Annotated in this window: 15 protein-coding genes; 10 read left to right on the forward strand and 5 right to left on the reverse strand. The window is 68.8% G+C overall.

Going from position 1 to position 16,163, the window contains the following annotated elements; all coding sequences use genetic code 11:
* Positions 1–57 precede the first annotated feature (57 nt).
* Positions 58–1,245 carry a quinolinate synthase NadA gene (gene nadA, locus ACFWAR_RS24470; protein WP_354383704.1) on the reverse strand — a complete coding sequence of 396 codons (1,188 nt, stop codon included), beginning with the start codon at positions 1,243–1,245 and terminating at the stop codon, positions 58–60.
* Positions 1,246–1,554: 309 nt separating this feature from the next.
* On the opposite strand from nadA, the gene erpA reads away from it, so the two are divergent.
* A complete protein-coding gene (gene erpA / locus ACFWAR_RS24475; protein ID WP_214949940.1) occupies positions 1,555–1,911 on the forward strand; it encodes an iron-sulfur cluster insertion protein ErpA in 357 nt (118 codons plus the stop codon).
* A 113-nt stretch (positions 1,912–2,024) separates the two neighbouring features.
* Here the strand turns inward: erpA and ACFWAR_RS24480 are convergent, their stop codons facing one another.
* Positions 2,025–3,593, reverse strand: a complete 1,569-nt coding sequence (locus ACFWAR_RS24480) for a hypothetical protein (RefSeq protein WP_385780870.1) — start codon at positions 3,591–3,593, stop codon at positions 2,025–2,027.
* Positions 3,594–3,688: 95 nt separating this feature from the next.
* A complete protein-coding gene (locus tag ACFWAR_RS24485) occupies positions 3,689–3,925 on the reverse strand; it encodes a hypothetical protein (protein WP_385780872.1) in 237 nt (78 codons plus the stop codon).
* 132 nt (positions 3,926–4,057) lie between these two features.
* On the opposite strand from ACFWAR_RS24485, the gene ACFWAR_RS24490 reads away from it, so the two are divergent.
* Entirely contained in the window at positions 4,058–5,032 is a 975-nt protein-coding gene (locus ACFWAR_RS24490; protein ID WP_385780875.1) for a carbohydrate kinase family protein, read from the forward strand.
* 19 nt (positions 5,033–5,051) lie between these two features.
* On the opposite strand, the gene ACFWAR_RS24495 is transcribed toward ACFWAR_RS24490, so the two are convergent.
* On the reverse strand, positions 5,052–6,437 hold the full coding sequence (locus tag ACFWAR_RS24495; RefSeq protein WP_385780878.1) for a cysteine desulfurase/sulfurtransferase TusA family protein: 1,386 nt from the start codon (positions 6,435–6,437) through the stop codon (positions 5,052–5,054).
* A gap of 294 nt (positions 6,438–6,731) precedes the next feature.
* Here ACFWAR_RS24495 and coxB point away from each other — a divergent pair, with 294 nt between their 5' ends.
* The 4 genes from coxB (at position 6,732) to ACFWAR_RS24515 (ending at position 11,206) form a co-directional block, all read left to right on the forward strand.
* On the forward strand, positions 6,732–7,721 hold the full coding sequence (coxB, locus tag ACFWAR_RS24500) for a cytochrome c oxidase subunit II (RefSeq protein WP_385780881.1): 990 nt from the start codon (positions 6,732–6,734) through the stop codon (positions 7,719–7,721).
* Positions 7,718–9,448, forward strand: coding sequence for a cytochrome c oxidase subunit I (gene ctaD / locus ACFWAR_RS24505; protein WP_385780884.1), 1,731 nt, complete (start codon positions 7,718–7,720; stop codon positions 9,446–9,448). The genes coxB and ctaD overlap by 4 nt, the downstream gene beginning before the upstream one ends.
* Entirely contained in the window at positions 9,445–9,843 is a 399-nt protein-coding gene (locus ACFWAR_RS24510; protein WP_330330035.1) for a cytochrome c oxidase subunit 4, read from the forward strand. Before ctaD ends, ACFWAR_RS24510 begins: the two co-directional genes overlap by 4 nt.
* A 115-nt stretch (positions 9,844–9,958) precedes the next feature.
* Entirely contained in the window at positions 9,959–11,206 is a 1,248-nt protein-coding gene (locus tag ACFWAR_RS24515) for an Ig-like domain-containing protein (protein ID WP_385780888.1), read from the forward strand.
* Positions 11,207–11,319: 113 nt separating this feature from the next.
* Here ACFWAR_RS24515 and ACFWAR_RS24520 read toward each other — a convergent pair whose 3' ends face one another.
* Positions 11,320–11,721, reverse strand: coding sequence for a hypothetical protein (locus ACFWAR_RS24520; RefSeq protein WP_354383695.1), 402 nt, complete (start codon positions 11,719–11,721; stop codon positions 11,320–11,322).
* A 176-nt stretch (positions 11,722–11,897) separates the two neighbouring features.
* Between ACFWAR_RS24520 and ACFWAR_RS24525 the strand changes: the two genes are divergently transcribed.
* The 4 genes from ACFWAR_RS24525 (at position 11,898) to ACFWAR_RS24540 (ending at position 16,084) form a co-directional block, all read left to right on the forward strand.
* Positions 11,898–12,518 (forward strand): heme-copper oxidase subunit III, encoded by a 621-nt coding sequence (locus ACFWAR_RS24525; protein ID WP_354383694.1) that lies wholly within the window; start codon positions 11,898–11,900, stop codon positions 12,516–12,518.
* 76 nt (positions 12,519–12,594) lie between these two features.
* Entirely contained in the window at positions 12,595–13,404 is an 810-nt protein-coding gene (locus ACFWAR_RS24530) for a c-type cytochrome (protein ID WP_385780893.1), read from the forward strand.
* A complete protein-coding gene (locus ACFWAR_RS24535) occupies positions 13,401–14,459 on the forward strand; it encodes a Rieske 2Fe-2S domain-containing protein (protein ID WP_385780896.1) in 1,059 nt (352 codons plus the stop codon). The genes ACFWAR_RS24530 and ACFWAR_RS24535 overlap by 4 nt, the downstream gene beginning before the upstream one ends.
* Positions 14,456–16,084, forward strand: coding sequence for a cytochrome bc complex cytochrome b subunit (locus ACFWAR_RS24540; protein ID WP_385780899.1), 1,629 nt, complete (start codon positions 14,456–14,458; stop codon positions 16,082–16,084). The genes ACFWAR_RS24535 and ACFWAR_RS24540 overlap by 4 nt, the downstream gene beginning before the upstream one ends.
* Positions 16,085–16,163 lie beyond the last annotated feature (79 nt).

Consider the following 16,163-nt stretch of genomic DNA (forward strand, 5'->3'; position numbering starts at 1 on the left):
CCCCCCACGTGGGGGGCGGGCGGCCCTTTCCGTTCCGTATTGGTGTGACCGGCTCGGTTACGGGAGGGCGAGCATGCGCTCCAGGGCGAGCTTGGCGAAGCTCTCGGTCTCCTTGTCCACCTGGATCTGGTTGACGAGGTTGCCCTCGGCCAGGGACTCCAGGGTCCACACCAGGTGGGGGAGGTCGATGCGGTTCATGGTCGAGCAGAAGCAGACCGTCTTGTCGAGGAAGACGACTTCCTTGTCCTCGGCGGCGAATCGATTCGCCAGGCGGCGGACCAGGTTCAGCTCGGTGCCGATGGCCCACTTGGAGCCGGCCGGGGCCGCCTCCAGCGCCTTGATGATGTACTCCGTCGAGCCGACGTAGTCGGCGGCGGCCACGACCTCGTGCTTGCACTCGGGGTGGACCAGCACGTTCACGCCGGGGATGCGGGCGCGGACGTCCTCGACCGACTCCACGGAGAAGCGGCCGTGCACCGAGCAGTGCCCGCGCCACAGGATCATCTTGGCGTTCCGCAGCTGCTCGACCGTCAGGCCGCCGTTCGGCTTGTGCGGGTTGTACAGGACGCAGTCGTCCAGAGACATGCCCATGTCGCGGACGGCGGTGTTGCGGCCGAGGTGCTGGTCGGGCAGGAAGAGGACCTTCTCGCCCTGCTCGAAAGCCCAGTCCAGGGCCCGCTTCGCGTTGGACGACGTACAGATCGTGCCGCCGTGCTTGCCGGTGAAGGCCTTGATGTCGGCGGAGGAGTTCATGTAGGAGACGGGCACCGTGACGTCGGCGATGCCGGCCTCGGTCAGCACGTCCCAGCACTCCGCGACCTGCTCGGCGGTGGCCATGTCGGCCATCGAGCAGCCGGCGGCCAGGTCCGGCAGGACGACCTTCTGGTCGTCCGTGGTCAGGATGTCCGCGGACTCGGCCATGAAGTGCACGCCGCAGAAGACGATGTACTCGGCCTCCGGCTTGGCGGCCGCGTCCTTGGCCAGCTTGAAGGAGTCGCCGGTGACGTCGGCGAACTCGATCACCTCGTCGCGCTGGTAGTGGTGGCCGAGGATGAAGACCTTGTCCCCGAGCTTCTCCTTGGCCGCGCGGGCACGGGCCACCAGGTTCGGGTCCGAGGGCGAGGGCAGGTCGCCGGGGCACTCCACCCCGCGCTCGCTCTTGGGGTCGGCCTCGCGGCCGAGCAGCAGCAGGGCAAGGGGCGTCGGCTGGACGTCCAAAGGCTGGGCGGTGGTCACGACACGCACCCTTTCTGTTCTGCGACTAGGGACTTCTGGAGAGAACTCTCTCCGAGGGGGACTGCGGGGACTGCGGGGGACTGCCACTTCTCGTCTATTTGACGTTATCTATCATAACCGCTTCACGTCACTTTGACGATGCCGATAGTGTCGATGTGACGCATTCGCCCGGCCGACGGGTGTGCGAGCATGAATGTCTGGAACAAGCGCCGGACCCGGAATGAATCGGCGGCCGCGCTCGTTGCCACCGACGGCAAGAGTCCGACCGACGTTTCCCTGCCCCTGCCGGGAAGCCGCCCACTTCGGGAGTGAATGCAGATGTCCGTTCAGGACGAAAAGACCACTGTGAGCGACGGCATCCTCCTGTCCGACGCCGCCGCCGAGAAGGTCAGGACCCTGCTGGAGCAGGAAGGCCGCGAGGACCTGGCGCTTCGCGTCGCCGTCCAGCCCGGCGGTTGCTCCGGCCTGCGCTACCAGCTCTTCTTCGACGAGCGCTCCCTCGACGGCGACGTGGTCAAGGACTTCGACGGCGTCAAGGTCGTCACGGACCGGATGAGCTCCCCGTACCTGCACGGTGCGTCGATCGACTTCGTCGACACGATCGAGAAGCAGGGCTTCACGATCGACAACCCGAACGCCACGGGCTCCTGCGCCTGCGGCGACTCGTTCAGCTAGCCCCTGAGCCGGTAGGCACACACGCACGGAAGGGGCCCGACCACCTGATGGTGGTCGGGCCCCTTCCGCGTGTGCGGGTGCCGGTTTCCGCGCGTGCCGGTGCCGGTTCCCGGCTACTGGCGGGGCAGCTCCTTGCCCGTGGTCCCGTCGACCACCTTCCGGGCGCCCAGCGGCTGCTCCAGCGTCACCGACACGGACATGTCCTTGGCGAGCATGATGCAGGCCCCGCCCGGGTTCGTCGGGGTGTCCGTGATCTTCACCGTCACCGCGTCGGCGCTCTCCCGGGCCTCGGCGGCGTACGCGCTGCACGCCCCGCCCCAGAAGTTCACCGTCAGCTTCCGGTCCGCCGCGGAGTACGAGAACCCCGGCACCGTGCGCCCGGGCCGCGGCGCGGGGGCCGCGTCCCGCGCCGCGGGCTGGGCCACCGTACGACCCGCGCCGCCCCCGGTGCCCGCCACCTCGAAGAGCCAGGCGGGCACCAGCCCGCGGGCGCCGTCCACGGTCCCCGCGGCCAGGCCCAGCACCGCCGTGCGGACCGTCTCCGTCCGCGGCGGCTTCATCGGGCGCGGCTCCGGGTTGCAGGGCGGGGTCTCGCCCGGCGCGATCGGGGCCACCGGCTCCAGCGGCACGGACGTGGCGCACCCGCTCGGCCCGGTCCCGGGACCGGGGGCGGACGCGGCGTTCAGCCGGTCCAGGGCCTCCTGCGCGCCGACCACCTGCTGCTCGCCCGACTTCACCGGCGCCTTCAGCTCGCCGCCGGCGGCCACCACCTGGCCGTCCGCGCCCACGCTCACCGTGCTCTGCCAGCCCTGCGTGGGCAGCCCGCCGACCACCGGGTCCGCGGTCACCACCCGCACCGAGCCCTGGAGCTGCCGGGCGTCCAGCTTCGCGCCCTGCTGGCCCGCCGCCGCGAGCAGCGGGGCCGCGGCGGCCTTCGCCGCCTCCTCGCTCACCGGCTTGCCCGCGCCCGCGACCGTGCTCGCGCCCGCGTCCGAACCGGCCACCGCGGCGGGACCTGGGCCCTGGCCCCCGCTGGGGGCCTGCGCGCCGCCGCCGGGCAGGGTCGCGGGACCACAGGTGTCCTTGCCGCGCCGGCAGTCGTCCGAGCCGCCCGCGAGGTGCCGGGTGAAGGTCCAGGTCCCGGGCGCCTTGAGGTTCACCTGGAGGCGCGGGCCGGAGGGGTCCCCGACCACCCCCGCCTGCCAGAGCTCGCCCACCAGCCGCGGGGCGGCCGTGATGCCCAGGGCGCTCGCGAGCCGGGCCACCTCGGCCTCGGTGACCTCGCCGCCCGCGGCGAAGGACGGCGCGGCGGCCGGGCCCTGGGGGAGGGGGCCCTCGGCCCGGTAGGTCACCCCGGAGCCGTTCGGGTTCGGCTCGCCCGGCGCGATGCCGGGGGCCGAGGGGCCGACGGAGCCGGGAGCGCCGGGCGAGGCCGCCCTGGCCGCGGCGTCCCCCGCGGACAGCGACGCCGCGGCCGCGCCCGTGCCGCCGTGGGCCGTGGCGGCCCAGTACGCCGTACCGCCACCGGCCAGCAGGACGGCGGCCGCGACCGAGGCGACCGCCCAGCGGGGGCGCCGTCGTGGGGCACCGCCCGGCCGCGCCGCGACGTCGGCCAGTTCGGTCGAAGCGGCCGCTTCGACCGGTTCGGTGTTGTCAGTCGGACCGGAATGCTCGGTGGTCACCGGATCGCTCCTTCGCCTGCCTCGCCGTGCGTGATGCGAGTGGGACGGAACAGGAGCGAAACCGGTTCCCCGGTCCCGAGGGATCGGTACCGGGGTCAGTACCCGTACTGCGCGGTGGAGGCGATCAGCCGCGCGGAGGCCGGCGGCACGCGCACCCCGTGGATCTGCGAGGGCGCCACCGGGGCCGGCCGGGGGCCCGCCGGGACCGACCAGTGGGGCGCCATCCGGGCGCAGTCGCCCAACAGCCGGGCGAAGCCCGGCCGGCGCGAGACTTCCGTGGTCCGCCCGGGAGCGGTGTACTGCGGGTGCCCGAAGCCATCGGTAGAGGTCATGAGGGCACCGTAAGCAGTGCCGCCGGTGCGAAGAAAGGCCTACTACGGGGTAGTTTCAGCCGGTCGGCCTCGCGGCGTCTACCGGGTAGGTTTGATTGTCAGCTTGCCGCCCTCCGCAGGAGCATCCACGCCGTGCGCATCGCAGTCACAGGCTCCATCGCCACCGACCACCTCATGACCTTCCCCGGCCGCTTCGCCGACCAGCTGGTCGCGGACCAGCTGCACACGGTCTCCCTCTCCTTCCTCGTCGACAACCTCGACGTGCGACGGGGCGGTGTCGGCCCGAACATCTGCTTCGGTATGGGGCAGCTCGGAAGCCGCCCGGTCCTCGTCGGCGCCGCCGGCTACGACTTCGACGAGTACCGTGCCTGGCTCGACCGCCACGGCGTGGACACCGAGTCCGTCCGCATCTCCGAAGTGCTGCACACCGCGCGCTTCGTGTGCACCACGGACGTCGACCACAACCAGATCGGCTCCTTCTACACCGGCGCCATGAGCGAGGCCCGGCTGATCGAGCTGAAGTCCGTCGCCGACCGCGTGGGCGGCCTGGACCTCGTCCTGATCGGCGCCGACGACCCCGAGGCGATGCTGCGCCACACCGAGGAGTGCCGGACGCGCGAGATCCCCTTCGCCGCCGACTTCTCGCAGCAGATCGCGCGGATGGACGGCGAGAACATCCGGACGCTGATGGAGGGGGCGACGTTCCTCTTCTCCAACGAGTACGAGAAGGGCCTCATCGAGTCGAAGTCCGGCTGGACCGACGCGGAGATCCTCACCAAGGTCGGCACCCGCGTCACCACGCTGGGCTCGAACGGCGTCAAGATCGAGCGGGTCGGCCACGACCCGATCGTCGTCGGCTGCCCCGAGGAGACCGCGAAGGTCGACCCCACCGGTGTCGGCGACGCCTTCCGCGCCGGTTTCCTCACCGGCCTGGGCTGGGGCGTCGGGCTGGAGCGCGCGGCGCAGATCGGCTGCATGCTCGCGACCCTCGTCATCGAGACCCTCGGCACCCAGGAGTACACCCTGGCCCGCGCCCACTTCATGGAGCGCTTCGCCAAGGCCTACGGCCCGGAGGCCGCGGCCGAGGTCCAGGCGCACCTGGCGTAACGACGCCACCCGGCGCCGCTCACACCAGGCGCCGCACCGTGTGAGCGACCCCCACCCCACCCGGGGCGGGGGTCGCTCCCACGTACTCCTGGCCCCGCATCCCGCACCACGCCGGAATGTCCAGCCGCGCCACCTCGTCGTCCGACAGGACCGTGACCGTCCCGCCGACCGCCACGCTCCCGATCGCGTTCCCCAGCTCGATCACCGGCTGCGGGCACCGCAGCCCGAGCGCGTCGACGACCAGCGAGTCGGCCGAAGCCGCCGGCTGCGCGGACGGCGCCACGCCGAGCCGCGTCCGCACCCCGGCCACCACGGCCGGCAGCACCTCCAGGAAGCCGTTCACCTCCTGCGCCGTCGTGCCCACCGGCAGCGAGATCCGGACGTTCCCCTCCGAGAGCACCCCCATCGCCTTGAGCACGTGGCTCGGGGTCAGCGTGGAGCTCGTGCACGAGGACCCGGACGACACCGAGTACCCGGCCCGGTCCAGCTCGTGCAGCAGGATCTCCCCGTCGACGTAGAGGCAGGAGAAGGTGACCAGGTGCGGCAGCCGCCGCAGCGGATCGCCGACCACCTCGACGTCCGGGACCAACCGCGCCACCCGCCGCCGGATCCGGTCCACCAGGACCGAGAGCCGCTCCGACTCGGCCCGCGCCTCGGCCCGTACGGCCCGCAGCGAGGCCGCGGCCGCCACGACGGCCGGGATGTTCTCGAAGCCGGGGGAGCGGCCCGACTCCCTTTCCCCGCCCGGGCCTTGGGGCGCGAAGCGGACCCCCTTGCGGACGGCCAGCAGGCCGACCCCGGGCGGACCGCCCCACTTGTGCGCGCTCGCGGTCACCAGCGACCAGCCCTCGGGCGCCGGACCCCAGGGCAACGACTGCGCCGCGTCCACGAGCAGCGGCACCCCGGCCGCCCGGCAGCGCTCGGCCACCTCGGACACCGGCTGGACCGTCCCCACCTCGTGGTTGGCGGACTGCAGGGCGGCCAGCGCGGTGTCGGGGCGCAGCGAGCGTTCGAACACCTGCGGATCCACCGCTCCGGTGCGGTCGACCGGGACTTCGGAGAAGGAGCCACCGCGTGACTCGACTGCCGCCGCCGAATGGAGGACAGAACTGTGTTCGACCGCGGACACCACGAGGTGCGCGCCGACGCGCCGACGGCCCGCCAGGGCGCCCTCGATGCCCGCGTGAACGGCGTGCGTCCCCGAAGGAGTGAAGACGAGTTCGTCCGGGCGGCAGCCGACGGCCTCGGCCGCCGCCTCCCGCGCCGCGTCCAGCAGCAGCCGGGCCCGCCTGCCCTCCCGGTAGAGCCGGGCCGGGTCGGCCCAGCCCTCGTCCAGCGCGGCCTGCAGGGCCTGCCGGGCCACAGGGTGCAGCGGAGCGGCGGAGGCGACATCGAAGTACGGCATCCGCCCACGCTATCCGGCGGCCCTGCGGGGTCGGACGTCCGCCGAGGTCAGGGGCCGTCAGATGCCGTCCGGACACCGCCATTCAGGTGCACGGAGGCCTTCCCCCGTACGGCGGATCCACCCCTTCGGGCGCAGTAGCGGCGCGTTGGGCACCCTCCCCGCGCGACCCCAAATAGCGTCCAGTAGGGTTTGGTCCGCATAAACATCCAAACCCCTGCCTGCGTCAGGGCCGGCGACCGACCCGAACACGGCCGCGGCCGACCGCGCGGGCCGAGACTCTCGGGAAGGCGCTACGTGAGTCCCTACGGCTCCGACCGCTCGCCGCGGCGCCCGATGCGGCGGAAGCTGCTGCAGGCGCTGACTGCGGGCGTGGTCCTGGCGACCGCCACTGGTTGCTCGTATTCATATAAGAACTTCCCCAACCTCGGTATGCCGGACCCGGTCACCAAAGAGGCGCCGATCATCCTCTCCCTGTGGCAGGGGTCGTGGGCGGCAGCGCTGATCACGGGCGTCCTGGTCTGGGGCCTGATCATGTGGAGCGTCATCTTCCACCGGCGTAGCCGGACGAAGATCGAGGTTCCGCCGCAGACCCGGTACAACATGCCGATCGAGGCCCTGTACACGGTGGTCCCGCTCATCATCGTCTCGGTGCTGTTCTACTTCACCGCGCGTGACGAGTCGAAGCTGCTCTCCCTCTCCGCCAAGCCGACGCACACGATCAACGTGATCGGCTACCAGTGGAGCTGGGGCTTCAACTACATCGAGAACGTCGACGGCGACGCGGCGACCCCGAAGGCGGGCACGGTTCCCAAGGAACTGGCCTCCATCCCGGACCGCTTCACCAAGGACTTCCCCGCGGGCGCCGAAGGCGTCTACACCAAGGGTGTCCCCGGAGACGTGAACCCGGACAAGGCTGCGGAGGGCGTCAAGTGGCCCGGTCCGACGCTTTGGCTGCCCAAGGGTGAGAAGGTTCGCTTCATCCTGTCGTCCAACGACGTCATCCACTCCTTCTGGGTGGTCCCCTTCCTGTTCAAGCAGGACGTCATCCCGGGGCACACCAACGTCTTCGAGGTCACCCCGACCGAAGAGGGCGTCTTCATGGGCAAGTGCGCCGAGCTGTGTGGCGTCGACCACTCCCGGATGCTCTTCAACGTCAAGGTCGTCTCCCCCGAGGAGTACCGCAAGCACCTCAAGGACCTGGCGGAGAAGGGGCAGACCGGTTACCTCCCGGCCGGCATCAAGCAGACCGACCCGGCCCGCAACGCTGAGGTGAACAAACTGTGAGCATCCTCAACCAGCCTCAGGGTGCCGCCGCCGACTCGTATGAGAACGAGCTTCCGGTACGGCGCAAGCAGCCGGGCAACGTCGTCGTGAAGTGGTTGACCACCACCGACCACAAGACGATCGGCACGATGTACCTGGTCACGTCGTTCGTGTTCTTCATCATCGGCGGGATCATGGCGCTCTTCATGCGCGCCGAGCTGGCCCGTCCGGGCACGCAGATCATGTCGAACGAACAGTTCAACCAGGCGTTCACCATGCATGGCACGATCATGCTGCTGATGTTCGCCACCCCGCTGTTCGCCGGCTTCGCGAACTGGATCATGCCGCTGCAGATCGGCGCGCCCGACGTGGCGTTCCCGCGGCTGAACATGTTCGCGTACTGGCTGTACCTCTTCGGTTCGACCATCGCGGTGGCCGGCTTCGTCACCCCCTCGGGTGCCGCCGACTTCGGTTGGTTCGCCTACTCCCCGCTGTCGGACGCCGTCCGCTCGCCGGGCATCGGCGCCGACATGTGGATCATGGGTCTGGCCTTCTCCGGCTTCGGCACGATCCTCGGTTCGGTCAACTTCATCACCACGATCATCTGCATGCGCGCTCCCGGCATGACGATGTTCCGCATGCCGATCTTCGTCTGGAACGTCCTGCTGACCGGTGTGCTGGTCCTGCTCGCGTTCCCGGTCCTCGCCGCCGCGCTCTTCGCGCTGGAGGCCGACCGGAAGTTCGGTGCGCACGTCTTCGACGCGGCCAACGGCGGCGCACTGCTGTGGCAACACCTCTTCTGGTTCTTCGGACACCCAGAGGTGTACATCATCGCCTTGCCCTTCTTCGGCATCATCTCCGAAGTGATCCCGGTCTTCTCGCGCAAGCCGATGTTCGGTTACATCGGCCTGATCGCCGCGACGATCGCGATCGCCGGCCTCTCCGTGACCGTGTGGGCCCACCACATGTACGTCACCGGTGGCGTGCTGCTGCCGTTCTTCTCCTTCATGACCTTCCTGATCGCGGTACCGACCGGTGTGAAGTTCTTCAACTGGATCGGCACCATGTGGAAGGGCTCGTTGTCCTTCGAGACCCCGATGCTCTGGGCCGTCGGCTTCCTGATCACCTTCACCTTCGGTGGTCTGACCGGCGTCATCCTGGCCTCGCCCCCGATGGACTTCCACGTCTCCGACTCGTACTTCGTCGTCGCGCACTTCCACTACGTCATCTTCGGCACCGTGGTCTTCGCGATGTTCTCCGGCTTCCACTTCTGGTGGCCGAAGTTCACGGGCAAGATGCTGGACGAGCGCCTGGGCAAGATCACCTTCTGGACGCTGTTCGTGGGCTTCCACGGCACGTTCCTGGTGCAGCACTGGCTGGGTGCCGAGGGCATGCCGCGTCGTTACGCGGACTACCTCGCCGCCGACGGCTTCACCGCGCTGAACACGATCTCGACGATCAGCTCGTTCCTGCTCGGCCTGTCGATGCTCCCCTTCATGTACAACGTCTGGAAGACGGCGAAGTACGGCAAGAAGATCGAGGTCGACGACCCGTGGGGCTACGGCCGCTCGCTCGAGTGGGCGACGTCCTGCCCGCCGCCGCGGCACAACTTCCTCACCCTGCCGCGGATCCGTTCCGAGTCCCCGGCGTTCGACCTGCACCACCCGGAGATCGCGGCCCTGGACCACCTGGCGGACCACGGCACGGCTTCCTCGGCGGTCACCGGCGGCAAGGAGTCCGGCAAGTGAAGATCCAGGGCAGGATGTTCCTCTGGCTCTCCCTGTTCATTCTGATCATGGCCGTCGTGTACGGCGTGTGGTCGAAGGAACCGGTCGGGACCACCGCTCTCTTCCTGGCCTTCGGCCTGAGCGTCATGATCGGCTACTACCTGGCCTTCACGGCCCGGCGCGTGGACGAGATGGCCCAGGACAACCTGGAGGCCGACGTCGCGGACGAGGCCGGCGAGCTGGGATTCTTCTCCCCGCACAGCTGGCAGCCGCTCTCCCTGGCCATCGGTGGCGCCTTCGCCTTCATGGGCGTCATCTTCGGCTGGTGGCTGATGTACTTCTCGGCGCCGCTGATCCTGATCGGTCTGTGGGGCTGGGTGTACGAGTACTACCGGGGCGAGAACGCCAACCAGTAGTCGGACCCGCCGCGTAACCCACTTGGGGCCCGGACACCTCGTCAAGAGGAGTCCGGGCCCCTCGTTTGCAGTCACCCCGCGCGCCGTAATAGTCATATCTTCATAGCGTGGACTCATGAACCACACTCCGCGTCTTTGGACGGTAGTCGGCTGCTCCCTGCTGGTCGCGTCCCTCGGGGCCGGCGCCACCGCCTGCGGGTCCGGCGACAACAACCCGCTGTCAGCCCGCCCCTACGACGCGGGCGACGAGGTCGCCTTCAACCAGGCGTCGGGCGGCCGGCCGGTCGACCCCGACCGCCCCCTCGAAGTCACCGCCAAGAAGGGCGACGGCCGGATCACCGACGTGAGCGCCGTCGACACCCACGGCCGTCACCTCGCCGGCGAGCTCTCGGCCAAGGGCGACCGCTGGCACAGCACCGCGCCGATGGCCGCGGGCGTCCGATACACCGTCACCGTCGGCACGGAGGACGAGCGCGGCGCCCAGGGGCAGCGCACGCTGAACTTCGACACCACCCCGGCCAAGAAGGTCGTCCACATCGAATTCGGCCCGGAGGCGGGCAAATACGGCGTCGGCCAGCCCCTGACGGCCGAGCTCACCGAACCGGTCAAGGACAAGGCCGCCCGCGCCGTCATCGAGCGCGGCCTGGTCGTGGAGTCCCAGGGCAACGTCCAGGGCGCCTGGCACTGGGTGGACGACAAGAAGCTGCACTTCCGGCCCAAGGACTACTGGCCCGCCAACACCGAGGTCTCCGTACGGAGCAACCTGGAGGGCATCAAGATCGCGGACGGGCTCTACGGCGCCGCCGCGAGCTCGCTCAAGCTGGAGATCGGCGACCGCGTCGAGGTCACCACGGACGCCTCCTCGCACTACCTGACCTTCAAGCGCAACGGAGAAGTGATCAACACCATTCCGGTCACCACCGGAAAGCCCGGCTTCTCCACCCGCAACGGCGTCAAGGTCGTACTGGGCAAGCAGTACTTCGTCCAGATGCGCGGCGACACCGTCGGCATCGGCGGCAGCGAGTACTACAACCTCCCGGTGTACTACGCCACGCGGGTGACCTGGAGCGGTGAATACGTGCACGCCGCGCCGTGGTCCGTCGGCTCCCAGGGCTACGAGAACGTGAGCCACGGCTGCACCGGCATGAGCACCGGCAACGCCGCCTGGTTCTACGAGAACATCAGCGAGGGCGACATCGTCCGGGTGATCAACAGCATCGGCGACGACATGGACCCCTTCGGCAACGGCTACGGCGACTGGAACCTCGACTGGAAGGAGTGGCGCGAGGGCAGCGCGCTCCTCAAGGGCACCCAGGACGGCCGCAGTCCCGTCGACGCGGCCCGGCTGCGCCCGCAGGTCTGAGGCACCGTCGGATATCCGGCGCCCCCGGACGCACAGCGGCCCCTGGAAGCCCGTAGGACGGCTTCCAGGGGCCGCTGAGCGATCTCCCGGACCAAACGGCCGAACGGCCCGACTCAGGCGTTCAGGGACAGGCGCGAGCGCAGTACGTCCGCCAGGGCCTCGGGGAAGTCCACCGGGTCGACCGGCAGCGTCACCGCGCGGTCGGCGCGGCTCCAGGTGGCCAGCCAGGCGTCCTGCGGGCGCCCGATCAGCAGGAGCACCGGGGGGCAACGGAAGATCTCGTCCTTGATCTGGCGGCACACGCCCATGCCCCCGGCCGGTACGGCCTCACCGTCCAACACGCAGGCGTCGATGCCGCCCGCGTCCAGTTCCTTGAGGACGGCGGCCATGGTGGCGCACTCCAAGAACTCCACCGGCGGCAGGTCCGCTGCGGGCCTGCGCCCGGACGCCAGCCGCACCTGCTCCCGGGTGTTGGCGTCATCGCTGTAGAGCAGAACCCGCGCAGTCGCCCGCATTTCGTTCCTCCACGTGTCACATGAATCACGTTGATGATGTCGCGGATGCTACTCCGTCCGACACCCTGTCAACATCGGTTCGCAGGGGCCTCCGATGGGCCGTTCGGGCCTTGCACACGCCCCGGACACTCCGAACGGCACCCCCCGGGGTGAGGGCGGGATAAGCGACCGACATAATGTCGGTCGTGGCGACAGCAACGACAGTAGATACCGGGCACGCGCACCCGACGGTCAACAGGCCGAACCTCGTCAGCGTCGGAACGATCATCTGGTTGAGTTCCGAGCTGATGTTCTTCGCGGCCCTCTTCGCGATGTACTTCACCCTGCGATCGGTGATGGGCGCCGAGCATTGGGCAGAACAGGCCGAGGCCTTGAATCTGCCCTTCTCGGCGACGAACACCACGGTCCTGGTGCTTTCCTCGCTCACCTGCCAGCTCGGCGTATTCGCCGCCGAGCGCGGTGACGTGAAGAAGCTCAGGACGTGGTTCATCATCACGTTCGTCATGGGTGCGTTCTTCATTGGCGGGCAGGTGTTCGAGTACACCGAGCTGGTCAAGAAGGACGGCCTGAGTCTCTCGTCCGACCCGTACGGCTCGGTGTTCTACCTGACCACCGGCTTCCACGGGCTGCACGTGACGGGCGGCCTCATCGCCTTCCTCCTGGTCCTCGGCCGGACGTACGCGGCCAAGAGGTTCACCCACGAACAGGCCACGTCGGCCATCGTCGTGTCCTACTACTGGCACTTCGTCGATGTCGTCTGGATCGGCCTCTTCGCCACGATCTACCTGATCAAGTAGCGAACACGTCGCCGGGCCCGGCCCGGCACTCCATCCAGACACACCGACGCAGAAGATCCTGACACCGGGGTAATCCGTGAAAAAGCTCTCCGCACGACGACGCCATCCGCTGGCGGCGGTCGTCGTTCTACTCTTCGCACTGGCGGTCACTGGGGGGCTGTACGCCGCCTTCGCGCCCGCGGGCAACGCGCAGGCAGACGAAACCTCCCAGTCCCTCGCCATCGAGGAGGGCAAGAAGCTCTACGCCGTGGGCTGCGCAAGCTGCCACGGAACCGGCGGTCAGGGTTCCTCTGACGGCCCGAGCCTGGTGGGCGTCGGCTCCGCCGCCGTCGACTTCCAGGTGAGCACGGGCCGTATGCCCGCCCAGCAGCCCGGCGCTCAGGTGCCGAAGAAGCCCGTCATCTACACCCAGGCGCAGACCGACCAGCTGGCCGCGTACATCGCGTCCCTCGGTGCCGGTCCGATCACGCCGACCGAGAAGCAGTACGACCCGGCGGGTGCCGACATCGCCGCAGGTGGCGAACTGTTCCGCAACAACTGCGCGCAGTGCCACAACTTCACCGGTGAGGGCGGCGCGCTGACGCACGGCAAGTACGCCCCGAACCTCGAGGGCGTCGAGCCGAAGCACATCTACGAGGCCATGCTCACCGGCCCGCAGAACATGCCCTCCTTCCCGGACAGCACCATGCCGGAGAAGCAGAAGAAGGACATCATCGCGTACCTCCAGAACGTGAACGGCGAGAAGTCGACCAGCCCCGGTGGGCTCAAGCTCGGTGGCCTCGGCCCCGTTTCCGAGGGTCTCTTCGGCTGGATCTTCGGACTGGGTGCGCTGATCGCTGTCGCCGTCTGGGTCGCGGCCCACACCGCTAAGGCCAAGAAGTCATGAGTAGCCAAGACATTCCCGAAGAGAAGCACCTGCCGAGCGAGCAGGGCGACGCGCACCACGGTGGCGTAGCGCTGGCGGACGACCCGTTCGCCGACCCGGGCCTGCCGGCCCACAAGCCCCGTATCCAGGACATCGACGAGCGGGCGGCCAAGCGCTCCGAGCGCACGGTCGCGATGCTGTTCACGCTGTCGATGCTGGCCACGGTCGGCTTCATCGCCTCGTACGTGACCCTGCCGGTCGACAAGATCGTGTACATCTTCCCCATCGGGAAGGTGAGCGCGCTCAACTTCGCCCTCGGCATGACCCTGGGCACGGCCCTCTTCTGCATCGGCGCGGGCGCGGTCCACTGGGCCCGCACCCTGATGTCCGACGTCGAGGTCGCCGCCGAGCGTCACGAGATCGCGGCTCCGGCCGAGGTCAAGGCGCAGGTCCTGCAGGACTTCGCCGACGGCGCCAAGGAGTCGGCCATCGGCCGGCGTCCCCTGATCCGCAACACGATGCTGGGCGCGCTGGCCATGCTGCCGCTCTCCGCCGTCGTGATCCTGCGCGACCTGGGTCCGCTGCCCGAGGACAAGCTCCGCAAGACGCTGTGGGCCAAGGGCAAGCTGCTCATCAACGACAACACCAACGAGCCGCTGCGTCCCGAGGACGTCATCGTCGGCTCGCTGACCTTCGCCCGGCCCGAGGGCCTGGAGGAGGACCAGCACGACTTCCAGACGCAGATCGCCAAGGCTGCCCTGATGATCGTCCGCATCAAGCCGGAGGACATCAAGGACAAGCAGGAGCTGGAGTGGTCCCACGAGGGCATCGTGGCCTACTCGAAGATCTGCACCCACGTCGGCTGCCCGATCAGCCTGTACGAGCAGCAGACCCACCACGTGCTCTGCCCGTGCCACCAGTCCACCTTCGACCTCTCCGACGGCGCCCGTGTCATCTTCGGCCCGGCCGGCCACGCGCTTCCGCAGCTGCGGATCGGCGTGAATGCCGAAGGCTTCCTCGAGGCGCACGGCGACTTCGAAGAGCCCGTCGGTCCTGCATTCTGGGAGCGCGGATGAGCACTGCCACTGAAACGACGGAGCGCAAAGCGCCTGCCGGTGAGCGCGTAGCCGACTGGGCGGACGGTCGCCTGGGCATCTACAGCCTCGCCAAGGCGAACATGCGCAAGATCTTCCCGGACCACTGGTCCTTCATGCTCGGTGAGATCTGCCTCTACAGCTTCATCATCATCATCCTCACGGGTGTGTACCTGACGCTGTTCTTCCACCCGAGCATGAACGAGGTCGTGTACCACGGCTCGTACGTGCCGATGCAGGGCGTCCAGATGTCCGAGGCCTTCGCCTCGACCCTGGACATCAGCTTCGACGTGCGCGGCGGTCTGCTGATCCGCCAGATCCACCACTGGGCGGCGCTGATCTTCGTCGCCGCGATGGTCGTGCACATGATGCGCGTGTTCTTCACCGGTGCGTTCCGCAAGCCGCGTGAGGTCAACTGGGTCTTCGGCTTCCTGCTGCTGTTCCTCGGCATGTTCACCGGTTTCACCGGTTACTCGCTGCCGGACGACCTGCTCTCGGGCACCGGTGTCCGCTTCATGCAGGGCGCCATCCTGTCCGTCCCGGTCGTCGGCACGTACCTGTCGATGTTCCTGTTCGGCGGGGAGTTCCCGGGCGGCGACTTCGTCGCGCGCTTCTACTCGGTGCACATCCTGCTGCTGCCGGGCATCATGATGGGCCTGCTGGTGGCCCACCTGATCCTGGTCTTCTACCACAAGCACACCCAGTTCGCGGGCCCCGGCAAGACGAACAACAACGTCGTCGGCATGCCGCTGCTGCCGGTCTACATGGCCAAGGCCGGAGGCTTCTTCTTCCTGGTCTTCGGTGTCATCGCGGCCGTCGCGGCGATCGCCTCGATCAACCCGATCTGGGCGCTCGGCCCGTACCGCCCGGACCACGTGTCCACCGGTGCGCAGCCCGACTGGTACATGGGCATGCCGGAAGGCCTCATCCGCGCGATGCCGGGCTGGGAGATCAACCTCTGGGGCCACACGCTGGTCCTGGGCGTCTTCATCCCGCTGCTGCTCTTCCCGCTGGTGCTGTGCTCGATCGCGGTCTACCCGTTCATCGAGTCCTGGGTCACCGGGGACAAGCGCGAGCACCACATCCTGGACCGCCCGCGCAACGTCCCGACCCGGACGGCCTTCGGTGTCGCCTGGATCGCGGAGTACATCGTGCTCCTCGTCGGCGGCGGCAACGACATGTTCGCCCAGTACTTCCACCTGTCGATCAACTCGATCACCTGGTTCGTCCGGATCGGCTTCTTCGTCGTCCCGGTGCTCGCCTTCATCGCCACCAAGCGGATCTGCCTCGGCCTCCAGCGCCGGGACCGGGACAAGGTGCTGCACGGTCGCGAGACCGGCATCATCAAGCGCCTGCCGCACGGTGAGTTCGTCGAGGTCCACGAGCCGCTCTCGCAGGGCAAGCTGCACACGCTCACCTCGTACGAGCAGTACAAGCCGGTCGAGATCGGCCCGACGGTCGACGAGAACGGTGTCGAGCGCAAGGTGAAGGGTCTGGAGAAGCTCCGCGCGAAGCTGAGCAAGGGCTTCTACGGCGAGAACAACCAGATCCCGAAGCCCACGGCTGAGGAGTACAAGGAGATCCAGAGCGGCCACGGCCACCACTGACTCCGCATGACGGACTGATTCCGGTCAGTCTTCGCGTCGCCACGGCAAGAGCCCCGTCCAGTCACTGGACGGGGCTCTT

The sequence above is a fragment of the Streptomyces sp. NPDC059917 genome (assembly GCF_042730635.1).
Lineage (GTDB): Bacteria > Actinomycetota > Actinomycetes > Streptomycetales > Streptomycetaceae > Streptomyces.